The 13,826-nt window shown below is 62.1% G+C and carries 10 protein-coding genes; 7 read left to right on the plus strand and 3 right to left on the minus strand.

The window, feature by feature from the left end; genetic code table 11:
• Positions 1-12: 12 nt before the first annotated feature.
• Positions 13-672 carry a helix-turn-helix domain-containing protein gene (locus tag ACNA7R_RS03285; RefSeq protein ID WP_416282110.1) on the plus strand — a complete coding sequence of 220 codons (660 nt, stop codon included), beginning with the start codon at positions 13-15 and terminating at the stop codon, positions 670-672.
• Positions 673-874: 202 nt separating this feature from the next.
• Positions 875-2,497, plus strand: coding sequence for a right-handed parallel beta-helix repeat-containing protein (locus ACNA7R_RS03290; RefSeq protein ID WP_416282111.1), 1,623 nt, complete (start codon positions 875-877; stop codon positions 2,495-2,497).
• Between the two features lie 71 nt (positions 2,498-2,568).
• On the opposite strand, the gene ACNA7R_RS03295 is transcribed toward ACNA7R_RS03290, so the two are convergent.
• On the minus strand, positions 2,569-3,663 hold the full coding sequence (locus tag ACNA7R_RS03295) for a polysaccharide deacetylase family protein (RefSeq protein ID WP_416282112.1): 1,095 nt from the start codon (positions 3,661-3,663) through the stop codon (positions 2,569-2,571).
• Positions 3,664-3,930: 267 nt separating this feature from the next.
• On the opposite strand from ACNA7R_RS03295, the gene ACNA7R_RS03300 reads away from it, so the two are divergent.
• Both ACNA7R_RS03300 and ACNA7R_RS03305 read left to right on the plus strand, forming a co-directional pair.
• A complete protein-coding gene (locus ACNA7R_RS03300) occupies positions 3,931-5,571 on the plus strand; it encodes a flippase (protein WP_416282113.1) in 1,641 nt (546 codons plus the stop codon).
• 132 nt (positions 5,572-5,703) lie between these two features.
• Entirely contained in the window at positions 5,704-6,678 is a 975-nt protein-coding gene (locus ACNA7R_RS03305) for a glycosyltransferase family 2 protein (protein ID WP_416282114.1), read from the plus strand.
• A gap of 274 nt (positions 6,679-6,952) precedes the next feature.
• Here the strand turns inward: ACNA7R_RS03305 and ACNA7R_RS03310 are convergent, their stop codons facing one another.
• Positions 6,953-8,308: a polysaccharide deacetylase family protein gene (locus ACNA7R_RS03310; RefSeq protein WP_416282115.1), complete on the minus strand. Its 1,356-nt coding sequence runs from the start codon at positions 8,306-8,308 to the stop codon at positions 6,953-6,955.
• 328 nt (positions 8,309-8,636) lie between these two features.
• Between ACNA7R_RS03310 and ACNA7R_RS03315 the strand changes: the two genes are divergently transcribed.
• Both ACNA7R_RS03315 and ACNA7R_RS03320 read left to right on the plus strand, forming a co-directional pair.
• On the plus strand, positions 8,637-10,325 hold the full coding sequence (locus ACNA7R_RS03315; protein WP_416282116.1) for a hypothetical protein: 1,689 nt from the start codon (positions 8,637-8,639) through the stop codon (positions 10,323-10,325).
• 221 nt (positions 10,326-10,546) lie between these two features.
• Positions 10,547-10,993 (plus strand): hypothetical protein, encoded by a 447-nt coding sequence (locus ACNA7R_RS03320; protein WP_416282117.1) that lies wholly within the window; start codon positions 10,547-10,549, stop codon positions 10,991-10,993.
• A 14-nt stretch (positions 10,994-11,007) separates the two neighbouring features.
• Here the strand turns inward: ACNA7R_RS03320 and ACNA7R_RS03325 are convergent, their stop codons facing one another.
• Positions 11,008-11,598, minus strand: coding sequence for a hypothetical protein (locus tag ACNA7R_RS03325; protein WP_416282118.1), 591 nt, complete (start codon positions 11,596-11,598; stop codon positions 11,008-11,010).
• Between the two features lie 411 nt (positions 11,599-12,009).
• Here ACNA7R_RS03325 and ACNA7R_RS03330 point away from each other — a divergent pair, with 411 nt between their 5' ends.
• A complete protein-coding gene (locus ACNA7R_RS03330; protein WP_416282119.1) occupies positions 12,010-13,002 on the plus strand; it encodes a DUF1616 domain-containing protein in 993 nt (330 codons plus the stop codon).
• Positions 13,003-13,826: the final 824 nt, after the last annotated feature.

Below are 13,826 nucleotides of genomic sequence, written 5' to 3' on the forward strand. Positions count from 1 at the left end.
GACGAGTCGCTGATGGGGTTCGTACTGGAGGCCGAACTCACTCACGAGGATCTCGTCCTGGGGCCGACGATCGAGGCGGTCTCGGAGACGACGATCAGATACGAGTACGCCGACGCGCGGGGAACGGACAGATACCTCTTCGTCTCGGCGTTCGGAACCGACCACGAGACCGTCGACCGTGCGATCGACGCCGACCACACGGTAACCGACCCGGTTCGTATCGCCGAGTTTCCGAACCGAGCGATCTACCGCGTGACGTTCGCCTCCGCGCTGGACCCGATCCCGGAGCAGTGTTCGGAGAGCGGCCTGTTCGTGTTCAAACTCACGTCCAACGAGCGGGGCTGGGTGGTCCGGCTCTACCTCCCCGACCGCGAGACGCTGAGCGCGTTCCGGGAACGCTGTCTCGAGCGCGGTATCGACTTCCACATCCGCCAGCTCCAGGAGTCGAATCCGGACGACGAAACGTATGTCCTGACCGAACGGCAACACGAGATGCTCCTGCTGGCGTACTACGCCGGCTACTACGATATCCCGCGGCGCGTCTCCCAGGGGGACCTCGCGGAGCGACTCGACGTCTCGACGTCGGCCGTTTCGCAGCGACTCCGCCGTGCGGTCGCCGAACTTATCGCGACGACGCTCGAGACGAACCGGACGCCCGAGCGACTCGAGTAGAACCGTTCGTTTCTGCTCCGTAGCGGTCGGACCGCCGATTCGCACGTAGGCGGAGTGTCGTTCCCGAGGAGCCGACTGCCCGCGGTTCAGAATTATTACGATATCTGAAGATATGTATTTACGAGATTTTGTATTACTTAAAGGCTGGATATTCAAAGCAGAATATACTGAACCGGAGAAATTAATGAATACGTGACTGTCGATGGAGAACGGAAGTGACGCGAGCGAACAGGTAGTACCGAACGATTCGATCGATCGAACGACAGGCGAGCGAGAGGCGAGTACGGGGCGCGGGCCGGATAGACGATCGTTCCTCCGGGGTACCGCAGTGGGAGGGGCGTCGGTGTTCGGGTTGTTTACCGTCGGCGCCACCTCCGGCGCCGCGTCTCGAGCGGGGTACGACGACGTCGTCGACGTCGTCGAGGCGGGAGCCGACGACACCGGATCGGAGTCGATCACGCCCGTCCTCGAGGAGCTTCGGGCCGACGACACCGCCTTCGTCTTCCCGGAGGGGCGTTACTACATGGACCGTCAGTTTCGATACACCGGGTTCGAGAACGTCGGCTTCTTCGGCGAGGGAGCGACCCTCGTCCCGGCCGATTATCACGCGTTCGACGGTCCCCAGCGGCGTCTGTTCCGTCTGGGCGTCTCCTACAGCCCCGGCGAACGACTCGCGTTCGAGGGGTTCGACGTCGACCAGACCGCCCCGGACACGGGGATCAGGGTGATCGAGGCCGGCGTCTCCGATCGGCTCGAGGTTCGCGACGTGACGATCCGAGGGGTACACGACAGCGGAACGTCGGGTCCTGGGATGTTCGCACTGACCAGCCCGGACGGAACGGGCGTCGTCGAACGGTTTCGAGCGCCCGACGGCGGCACACACATCGACGAGACGGTCAACGCCGGCAACGGCTGGCGCGGCCCGATCGGTATCGAGGCGAACACGAACGTCGGTCGCCTCGAGTTCAGAGACTGCGTGCTCGGCGGGTTTCCGGACAACGGTCTGTACGCGACCAACGAGGACGGAACCTACGTCGTCGACGGCGGGACCTTCAGGAACAGCAACGGCGCGAACGTCCGCGTCGGCGGAGTCGGCAGCGAGATCCGAGGGGTTACGGTCGAAATCGACGAGACTGGACCGCACGACCGCTCGCAGCGACCGATTCGTCTCGAGACCGGTGAGGACCTGCTCGTCAGCGACGCCGAGATCTCGATCACGTCGCCCCAACCCACGAGCCACGCGCTGTCAGTGTTGAACTCCTGTGAGAGCGCGCACATCGAGGACGTCGACATCGAGATCGAAGGCGACGCCGTCAACCACGGGATCGTTATCTCTCCCGAAGCGGGCGAGACGGAGGTGTTCGATACGTCCGTCACCCACGAGACGGCCGGCGGCTATCCGTTCTGGATCAGAGGGTCGGACAGCCGCGATCGGGTTCTCGCCGCTCGTCTCAGTATCGACGGCGAAGCCGGCGACGCCGCCGGGTTCCGCGAGGGGATCCGCTGTGAACGACATAACTGCCGATTCACCGAACTCGAGGTCGAGCAGCCGGGTCGCGAGGGGGTTGAACGCGACGCGCTCGCTGTGCTCGGCGAGGACACGACCGTCTACCGGGCGACGCTCGAGGCGAGTCGACACCCCTACGTCGACCGCGGAGCCGACAACCTGCTCCGGAACGCCGAACTCGAGTCGGACGGCGACAACGCCGGCGTCCACCTTGCGCCGGACGCGACCGGCTCGACGCTCAAGGTCAACCGGATCCACGGCGGGATTCGGGATCGCGGCGCGGGCACGACGCACACCTGGAGCAACGAGCACGTCTGAGAGCGTCCCAGCACGTCTGGAAGAGTCGTTCCCGATCCGGAAGATCACCGACTCGAGCGCGGGTCGAGCGGTTAGGCCGAATCGGACGCTGCGGCCGTGATCGCGTCCGTCAGCGTGACGACCGTCAGGTCACGCTCCTCGACCCACTCGAGCATCTCCCGAATGCCGTCCTCGTCGACCTCGTCTTTGAACGTGTGGGCGCCAACGATGCCGATGGCATCCTGGGCGGCGACCTCGTCGAGCTGTGACTGGATGTCGAGGGGATCGGTGAACTCGATGAAGTAGTCGCGGTTGGTGTCGAACGGGTCGAACTCGTCGCGCTCGTTGAGCATCGAACCCGGGTTGACGTTCGCGATGCCGTCGTAGTACTCGCTGGCGAACTCGATCGTCCACTCGTCGCAGATGTCGTACGGCGCCAGCAGCGTATCGACCTCGAATCCCCACTCCTCGAGTTGGGCCTTCGAGTCGCCGAGGAACTCGTGCATGAGCTCTTCGGGATAGCGCTCGACGGTCTCGGCGGCGGCGAAGGACTCGCCGACGGGTTCGTCGAACTCCAGGTAGCCGCCAGTCCCGTCGGTACCGGAGTCGACGACGGTTCGAACGACCGAGTTCTCTCCATCGGTGACCTCGATCGCGTACCCGTGGTGGAACCCGTGGTTTCGCTCCTCGGGATACACGCGGACGTCGTCGGGGTCGACGTCCTCGACGAGTTCGAACTCGCCCAGTGCGGTGTGTGCGGTCGTGTGGGAGTTGATCTCCCAGCCGGCCTCGGCGAGCTCCTCGAGGTGTTCGAGGTCCATCCAGTCGTTGTCGTCGAAGTCCTCTTCGCCGACCCACTCGGTGACGATGCCCGCACTTGCGGGGGCGTCGAACTCCTGGTGGACCGGGAACGCCTGTTCGTAGTCCTGCATCGGCCCGTCGTCGTACGTAAACACCACGGCACCGCCGTCGATATCCGGAACCTCCGCTTCTTCCTCCTCTTCGTCGTCCGTTTCGCCGTTCTCAGCTGGCTGATCCGCGTCGTCCCCGTTGGACTCGTTTCCGTCGTCCCCGTTCCGATCGTCGTCTTCGTCCCCGCTCAGGCTGTCGAGACAGCCCGCGGTCGCCCCGAGCGTCCCAGCACCGATGGTGCCGAGGAGCGCTCGGCGCGTCGCTTTCTCGTTCATCGATGTACCCTGATAGTTCCAGTAACCTATTTATCTCTCGGTTAACTGCAGTGTCGGTTCGCTCGCTGTCCGACGCCCGATATGTTCGGACGGCGCGAGGGAGTCCGATGCCCCTCGAGTCCCGTACCCGCCGTTCTCGTCCGATAACTGAGGGGATCTTAATGCGGTTATAATAAGGCCTTCCCGACCCAGAGCTTCGAACACTGTGGGTATCACTCGACTGCTAGCGGTGGGAGCTATTCGGCGGTATCTCTCCCGGTGGGATCCGTGAATCGAAGCCTCTCCAGCGGCGTTCTCTCGGTCGTTAGCGCGAAAGTCGTCGTTCTTCTCGTGGGACTCGTTTCGACCCCGATTCTGTTCCGTCTGCTCGGTCCGGCGGGATTCGGCGACTACTCCTTTCTGATGTCGGTGTTCGCGATCTACATGATCTTCGTGAGTTCCGGGATCGCCGACGGCGTCCGAAAGTTCCTCGCAGAGGATCGGTCGATGTCCGACTGGGAGCCGTACGTCGTCGGCTACTACTTTCGACTCGCGGTGCTGTTTACGCTTACGGGTGCGTTCGTCATGTTTCTCGTTTCCCGTAACGGAGTCGTCGCGGCGCTGTTCGGCGAGGAGTACACGATCTACTTCTACGGGCTGGCGCTGCTGGGGATCTCCGTCCAGTTCCAGACGTACTCGCGAAAGACGCTCATGGGATTCGGCCTCGAGCGATACTCCGAACCCCTCAACGTGCTCGATAAGGTGGCGTTTGTCGTCGTCTCGATTCCGCTCGTCTACCTCGGATTCGGCGTTCCGGGCGCCCTGGCCGGCCACGCGGTCGCGAGTATCGTCTGTGGCGTCGTCGGCCTGACGCTGATCCACCACCGCGTGTCGCTCTCGAGCGTGTTTCGGATCCCTCCACGGGAGTTTCCGCGAAAGAAGATGCTGACGTTCAATTCGATGAGCATCGTTCTCCTCTTTTTACTCACCTCGCTCTATCACATCGACATCGTCATGCTCCAGCAGTTCCGCGAGAGCGCGGCGGTGGGGAACTACCGGGCAGCGCTGATCCTGGCGGAGTTTCTCTGGTTCGTTCCGATAGCCCTTCAGACCGTCTACGTCCACTCGACGTCCGAGCTGTGGTCCAGAGACCGGATCGACGAGATCACCGCTCTCGCGTCGAAGACGACCCGTTACACGTTCTTACTGACCGCGGTCATGGCCGTCGGGCTCGCGGCGCTGGCCGACGTCGCTGTCCCGATATACTTCGGCCCGGATGCCACGCCGGCGATCGAACCGCTCCTGTTGCTGTTGCCCGGCGCCCTCGGCTTCGCCCTCGCTCGGCCCGTCCTCGCGATCTCGCAGGGCGAGGGAACGCTTCGGTATCCGGTTCTCGCGACGGCCGGCGCCGCGGGGATCAACGTGGTGCTCAACTACCTGCTGATTCCGCGTTACGGCATGCACGGCGCGGCGTTTGCGACCACGATCGGCTACGGCTCGATGTTCGTCTTCCACTGGCTCTCGGCACAGCGAATCGGCTTCGATCCGCTCGCCGACGCACGGTTCGGTCGAGTAGCGGCGACGACCGCGCTCGCTGCGGTGCCGATCTTCGCCCTCGCGACGGTCGTCGTCAACCCGTGGCTGGCGCTCCTTCTCGTACCGCCGTTCGGGCTCGTCGTCTACCTCTCGTTTGCCGTCCTCACTGGTGCGATGGAGCCCGCGGAGCCGTTCGAGGTTCTCGCCGAATTTCCGGCCCCGATCGGTCCCCGGGCCGAGCCGATCCGCCGACGACTCGAGGGCGTCAGCGGCGACCTGACCGTGGTGGGCTGGTTCCAGAGCATGCTGTTTCTGGCCGGTATGACGCTGCTGCTGTCGGGCGTCCTCCTCGCGATGTTCGGTCCGGATACCGGAGTGCCGGTCTTCGGGTAGCGTTTCCGCTCGGCTGCTGCAGTTGATCCGGGTGAGGATCCGACCGAAACCGGTGGCTCGAGCCGTCTCGCCCCGGCCGAAACGCGGTTAGCCCATCGATAATAAAGCGCTGGTAGGCCCGTGTCGAACGAAATGGCACTGGTTAGCGTCATTATTCCGACGTACAACCGGGAGGCGACGGTATCGAGAGCGATCGACAGCGCCCTCGAACAGACTCACGACGACCTCGAGGTACTCGTCGTCGACGACGGCTCGACCGACGACACCGCCGCGGTTCTCGAATCCTACGACGACGATCGGGTGCGGCCGATCTATCACGAGACGAACCAGGGAGCAAACGTCGCGCGGAACACGGGCATCGAACGCGCCCGGGGGAAGTACGTCGCCTTCCTCGACTCCGACGACGAGTGGCGTCCGGAGAAACTCGAGGCCCAGCTCGAGGTCCTCGAGCAGCGATCGGAGGAGTGGGTCGCAGCGTACTGCGGGTTCGCGTTCGAACTCACCAGCGTCTCCGACCGGCTTCGCGGCCTGGCCGCCAGCGTCCTCTCTCGAGCGGACGATCAACCCCGAATGGAAGGCGGAGAGGAACTTATCGGCGAGATCCTCGCCGACAACGTCCACACGGGCGCCGGCTCGACGCTGATCGTTCGAACCGACGTCGCGAGGGAGGTCGGCGGTTTCGACGAGACGCTCGATCGGTTCCAGGACCCCGAGTTCGTCCTGCGAATCCTCGAGGTCGGCAAGCTCGCCTACGTCAACGAACCGCTCGTCGTCCGCGAGGAGACGGGGATCCCGCCGGCGGACACGATCAGACGGGCCGACGAACAGTACCTGTCGCTGTACGCCGACGAGGTCGACCGGTTCGAAGCGGAGGGGTACGAGATCCGCTCGAGCCACGACCTCGTGCTCGCGAAGAGCTACTTCAGCGAGGGTCGTCCGCTTCGGGGCTGCTGGCATCTCCTCCGCGCAGGTCCCGAACTTCGTCACGTGCCGGGCGTCCTCTGGTCGGCCGTCTCCGGTGCTCGACGACGTCCGGCTCCGTTCCTCGCTACCGGCTTCGTCCTTCTCGTCGCCCTGATCGGCGGGTGGATCGGACTCCGTTCCTGATCGGGGACACGACTCCCCTCGTCCGTCGAAACCGCGGTACGATTCTTTAGCTCCCGAGAACTACCCGTCCGCGTAGCGTGACGGTCGGCATCGATCGAACCGTACACGAAGAGACCGATCCTCGAGAACCAGCCGGTAGGGCGCTCCGCTGCTGTCTTCGAATCGGTTACGGCCCCGCGATACCGATCGGTCACTGTTTCGAGACGCGTCGGTAGCTGTCCGTTCGGTATCGAGAGAACCGCAGAAAGAAGCGATCGGAGACGGTTACCGTCGATTAGTGTCCGTTCCGACGCATCGTCCAGAGATCATCGAAGTCGATGACCTCGACGTCGGACTCGTTGATGTACTCGAGCAGTTCCTCGTAGTCGTCGAGGTCCATCGTGTTATCGAGTTCGAACTGGTGGAAGTTCAGGATCGTACACTGGTTGTGTTGGGCCGCGGCGTCGACACATTGCATCGCGATGTCGAGGTCGTGACCGATCGTCCGGGGCAACACCAGCGGGTCGAAGCCGTGGACGCCGGTGAGGTTCGGGCTACCCGCCTGGTTGAATCCGCCCGCGTAGTAGTAGTTCGAGGCGATGTCGAGGACTCGCTGGTCGAAGTCGTTGTGCGGGAAGACGATGTAGTGACCGCCCTCGAGTTCGGCGTTGACGGCCCAGTTCTTGTCCGTACGCAGCGTGTCGTCGAGTTCCTCGTCGCTGAGATCCGTGAACTGTGTGTGGGTTCCGTGCGCGATGATCTGGTCGCCGGCCTCCTGGCGCTCCTCGAGCTGGTTGATCGTCATAATACCTTCGCGCTGATCTCTGGTCCACTGACGAACGACCGCCAGGACGGCGTTGACGTCGTACTCGTCGTGTAGCTCGCCGGCCGGCTCGTAGAAGTCCTCGAACCCGTCGTCCCAGTTGAGGATGACGTACCCCTGGTCGGGCTTCTCGTGGGTACGAAGGTCGTCGAACCACACTTCGGCTTCGTCGCCGGTGTTGTGGACGACGAGACGGATCTCGTCGATCGCGTCCTGTTCGACCGGCGTCGTACTCTCGTCGGCGAACCCGGGACACATCCGGAACCAGCCGGGGTTCTCGTCGCCGTAGGAGACCGAGGGCACCATGTAACTCGCGTACCCGCCGTAGATATCCCGCAGCTGGATCTCGAGGGCGATGTTGTGGGGCGTGGTCGTCTGGACGGCCACCGAGAGGTCGAGGTTCTCCATGTCGGTCGCCTCGTCTAGCTCCGTCCCGACGGCGGCGTTGTCCTCGTCCTCGGCCATCAGGCGAATACTCTGGTCGCCGTCGAAGGAGAACTCGTCGTCCATCTCGGCTTCTCCCTCGAGAACCGTCCAGTCGTCGCCGGTCTCGAAGTCGTTGAGCTGCTCGCCGGGCTGTCTGAACTCCTCGCGACTGTTGTACTCGGTTTCGACCTGAAGTTCGGGTGAGTCGTACTCGTCGCCGTTCTCCCCGTTTCCGTTACCGTCGTCGCCGTTACCGTCGTCGTCGCCGTTGCCGCCGTCGTCGTCACCGTTGCCGTCGTCCTCGTCCGAGAGGAAGTCGGTGCAGCCAGCCATGGCCGCCGCGAAGGCCGTTGCGCTGGAGGCTGCGAGAAACCGTCGTCTGGTGTTCCGTCGTTGGGTCATTGCTGGCTCCGGCTAGCGATAGCAGCGGTATTATTATGGAGCCAATAGCCCCCCGTAATCGTTCGGTTGGGGATCTTATATGAGAGTTAGCTCCGGAGAATACTGCTGGTAGAGGTCCCATGTAGGCCGATTCCGCCTCGGCGCGGCGCTGTTTATTGGTGCCACGCATCTCATTCACTTTGCGACCCGCTTAGTGGAACTATAGTTAATGGTGGCTCGCTCCCAATGTAGTGTAGTTCGACGTGTGCGTGCTACCGACGGCCCGATCGGCATACGGGGTTGTCGGTTCCCGATTCACGCCACAGTCACGCAGTGAGGTAGTCTCGAGATGAATACGGAACTCTTCGGCGTATTTGGCGGCACAGAAGCGTTCACCCGGTTTCGGTCGATGGACGAGTTCGACGACGTGCTCGTCGGACCGTCGATAACCGTCGGGATCAGAGACTTCGGGCTCGGCACCCCTGGCTGGACCGCGACTTACGAGGGAGAAACCGGTTGCTGTGCGATCTGGGGCGAGGTGTACGTACCCGGTCAAGAAACGAACGCTGCCCGCTGGTTCCTCGAGGCCTACGAACGCGACGGCACCGAGGCGCTGGCCGGGCTCAACGGCTCCTATCTCGCGGTCCTCGATACGCCCGACGAGACGTTCGTCGCGACCGATTCGATCCGTTCGCGGGAGTGTTTCTACACCGACGCCCCGGGAGTTCGCGTGTTCGGTACCGACTCCGCAACGGTCGCGAAAACGATTCCCGACCCTTCCTTCCGACGGGACGGCATCCTCGAGTTTCTCCATCTGGGCGTTACGCTCGGCGAGAAGACGAGCCTCGAACAGCTCTCGCGACTCCCGATCGACAGCCAGCTGCGGGCGTCGTCGGTTACCGACCTCGAGCGATTCGTCTACGATACCCGGGAATTCGACTACGCCGGAACGCTCGCGAACCGGCTCGAGCGAGCGATCGACCGTCGATCGATCCTCCCCGGACGGAAGGGGCTGCTTCTCTCCGCGGGATACGACTCTCGAACGCTGCTCGCCCAGCTTCCCGAGATCGAACACTGTTATACGGTCGGCAACTCGACGGCCCAGGAGGTCGTCGGCGCCAAACGCCTCGCGGCGCAGTACGGTGCCGATCACACCGCGTTCGGACCCGACGAGCGCTACCTCTACGCCGACGGATCGAAGGTACAGTACTCCCAGGGAGTCAAGGAGTCGCTACATATCCATCACGCGGGGTACACCGACGAAATCGACGTCGATACGATCTATCACGGTCTGCTGTGCGATACGTTCTTCCGCGGTCACTTCACCGCTCACGTCGACCTCGAGGTGTTCGGGAAACGGGTTCCGTTCGAACGGCTCGATCCCGACCCCGACCCGATCGACGTGCTTCTCTCTCGGTTCGGTTATAACCGATCCACGAGCCAGGAACTGGCCGAACGAACCGCGTTCGACGTCGATCCCGAATCGTTCGCCAGACAGGCCGTCCGAACGGAGTTCGAATCGGTCCTCGATCGCTCCGATTCGATCCAGAACGCACTCAACTGCTGTGGGATCGCCAACCAGCCGTCGATGCCGTTCCACACCCAGCTTGCCGATAACTTCTTCGCGTCGTTTCTGGCCACGGACACGGAACTGCTCGACTGGCACCTCCACGCGCCCCCGGCGGAACGGTCCACGGATACGTTTCTCGAGGCCTGTAAACAGATCGACCCGGAGATGCTTCGGCATCGGCCACCGGACCGGCCGCACAACGTTACGTTGTTCAACGAGATGGAGCGGTTCGTACGCCGCAAGACCCCGTTTTTCGACTCCTTCGAATCCCCCTGGCCGGACCGGAAACAGCTCTTTACCAGGTACAACTTCGACCAGCGACTGTTGCCCGAGTTCGAACACGTTCACGACCTGCCCGCCAGACACAAGCTTCGTCTTAACGACTTTCTGGGCTGGGTCGAAAGCTGGGACGACACCGCGGATCAGCATCTACGGTGGATCGAGCAGAACTCGTCTCTCGCCCAATAGTTCCGCTCGTAATAGGGGTTTTTCTCAGTCTGTAAAATGTTTATCCTCGGTTTGAACGCGTGAACAAACGGCTGCAACAAATTTATCGCATGCTATCGAGAGCATATTTATAGTACCAGACGTGTGTGATTGACAATATGCGTCTGACGCCGTTTCGAAAGAACTCCTCCTCGGACTCGAGTGGCGACGAGTCCACCGTTCAAGCGTCGACGTCTGTTAGAGTGCTCGAATACAACGAGTCGTCGATCGTCTCCGAAGACCGTGAGACCGATCCGACAACCGGAGCGCCAGCCGAACTCGAATGGAACGTCGTCTCTCTGCTCGAATCACGTAACGGACCCGTAACGATCGACGAGATCGTCGATCAGCTCTACGACGCCAGCGGTAGCGACGACGTCGAAGCCTGGGGCGACGTTCACGAGCGCCTCTCGCAGACCGACCTGCCCGCACTCGACGCCTCGGGAGTGGTCGAGTACCGTCCCGAACGTGGAACCGTTAGCCTCGCTGACAATCCTTCCACCGATCGGTGGCGCTATCCGCTTGCGTTCGTCTTCGCGGTGTCACTGGCGCTGCTCGTCTCGCCGATCGTCTTCGAGATCACGGCGGCGGTTTCGATCGTTGGCCTTCTGGCTGCCTGTCTCGGGGCCGTCGCTACGATCTATCGATAACATCGACGAAACGCCTATCTGACGTACTGACCGATCGTTAGCGTCGTAAACATCAACAGGATCAGTGCGCTCAGTCCGATACCCGTGATGATCGAGAGCAGTGGCAGTTCGAAGATCGCTCCCAGAAGCAGGATCGCCCCTGCACCGGCGGCACCGATGTAGTAATCGTCCCAGTCGGTCCCTCGCTCGTTTCCACCGGAGGTAGCCGTGTTCGTGTTCGAATCAGCGTTGAGGTAGTAATCGAGCTGTCGGGCGAGCGGCCGCCGTTCGACGACGCCACGGTTCTGTTGATAGTCGATGATACCGGCTTTGTCCAGTTTCGGAAGGTGGGACTGGTACAACGGAATGTACACGCGCTGGCGCTGGTCGGAGCTCAGCTCTTCGACCGTCGTATCGTTTTCCCAGGCGGCTACCTGTTCGGCTACGTCACGCATCCGTACGGAGCCATCCGTCTCCTGGAGATACTCGAGAACCATCCGTCGGCGCTCGTTCTGAAGAATATGGAAAATCTCGTCGACTGGAAGTTCCCCATCGTCGGAGACGATATCCGCTTCCCGGTCCTCACCCCGTCTTTGTTCCTCTGTAACGGTCTCTGTCGAACTCATCGCGTTGATCAGTCCGACTCATGGACCAGTATTAAAGCATGAAAATCGTCCATGGATGAACGGTTTTACTTCAGCGAAATCCGTACTAATCTACCCGTTCAGACCGTTTCATATCGTGCACTGTCCGGTTACAGGTCCCGAGACACGTTTTTTCCGCATAACTGAGATATAAAGAATCGCGTCCGGAACGATTACAGACTGCTCCGTTCGATTCGTATCGCGCGGTTTCGAAACTCGGTCCGGAACGAAAACCCACCCGACTTTTCATCGCTGTCGTCACCGTTCGTCTCCGAACCGACTCCGAATCCTGTCAGCCGATATATCTGATTGGCCGACGAGCGGCCGAGGCAGTTTCCCACCGGCGCGGTTATATGACCGATAACTAAACGCTCGAGAGCCACACAGCCGGTAATGAGTGACTCCGACTGGTGGTTTTTCGATCTTGCGCTCGTTATCGCAGTAACCGGTCTCGCTACGTTCGGTCTGTTTACGCCGATTTCGGGACCGATTCGCGTTCTCTTGGGTCTCCCGCTGTTGCTCTTTCTTCCCGGCTACGCGTTTATCTCGGTGCTGTATCCGGACGCGTCGAACGCGGAGTATCAGGCGTTCGACGACGAGACGCAGGGTTCGACTCGATCCACGCTGAACAACGGCGGACTCCAGCCGATCGAGCGGTTCGTACTTTCGCTCGTTGCGAGCATCGCGATCGTTCCCGCGGTCGCGCTCGTCTCGACCGTAACGCCGTGGGGAATCGCGATCCTCCCGGTGCTCGCTGGAACGGCCTTCGTGACGATCGCTCTCTCGCTGGCGGGGATCGTCCAGCGGTACCGATGTCCCCCCGATCGTCGGTTCACCCCCTCGATTTCGGGGGCTCCGCTGTTGTTTTCGAACACCGGAGACTCGTTCGGCCGATCCGATCCGAGCGCCAGGCCGTACAACGTGATGTTTCTCGCCGCGTTGCTCGTCCTGGCGGTCGTCGCCGGGTTCGCCGTCGCGAGTCCGCCCGACCACGACAGTTACACCGAGTTCTACCTCGAGACGGAGGAAGTCGACGGCGACACCGAGTACCTCTACGACGAGACGCTCTCCGCGGGCGAGTCTCAGTCGGTAACTGTCTTCATCGCCAACGAGGAACACGAGGAACGGTCGTACGAGACCGTCGTCGCACTACAGGACGTAAGCTACGACAACGACAGCGTCTCGGTCAACGATCAGGACGTCCTCACGACCGACTCCGCGACCGTCGCCCACGGCGAAACCCACGAGCAACCCCTCGAGTTCGAGCCGACGATAACCGGTGACGACGTCCGTCTGGTCCTCTATCTCTACGAGGGCGAGGCGCCGGACGATCCGGACGGGGAGAGCGCGTATCGAACGATCAAGCTCCCGGTGACGGTTTCGTAAGTCGCGGTGTTGCGGTTCTCGTTTCGGGACCGCGACTCTGTGCCGGGCGTCTCCGTACTTGATTCTCGAGCCCAGTATTCGGATCTCCGTCGGCTGATTTATGGATCGCTCTCGCCAGCAGGACGCTGTCGGTGCGACCGTGTTCCGTTCGTCGCGACGACCGCCATTGGTGACAGTCCGGTATCGACGAAACGAGGAACCGTCGACAACACCCGCGTTCGAGTGGTTTCTGCAGTACGGGTGCGTGGCGCTCCCCACGCTCGAGCCCGCACGGAATCTCCAGGTTTCCGTGACGATCGACAGGCGCCCGAACGCGGAGCACTTCGGAAGCCGAATACGCTGGTACCCCACCGAACCCGCTCCCAGCCAGGATCGTGGCGGGGTCGACGGAGACGTTGCGGCAAAGCGTCCCTCGGAGCCCACCCTCGAGCAACAAACGGTACCAATCCGGAGAGACGGGTACGTCGACTCCAACGGAGCGACACGATCCGACCGTCGACGAACCGTTGCTCGTCTCGAGCCGGACCGGGAGTGAGCCTGCCGGAAACGAGTGTCCGTCTCGGCGCTAAGCTACCGAACGGTGGTTCCGACGTTGAGTTACGTGGAGTCCTTCATCAGCGTTCAGCTGCTGTCGCCGATGCGATCTGCTGTACTGATAGCCCGGAGCGACCGGGGGACGGCTCGCGGTCGTGTCGGAACTGACGGCCAGGCGTCCGTCTGATACGGTTTACTGTAAGTCATTACCGGCGCAACCGCCGCACGGGTCGCGGTTGCGCCGGTAAATCGTTACAGCAATCCGTATGAAGCACGGATCGTTTTCGAAC

It is taken from the genome of Natronococcus sp. (assembly GCF_047921035.1).
Taxonomy (GTDB): Archaea; Halobacteriota; Halobacteria; order Halobacteriales; family Natrialbaceae; genus Natronococcus.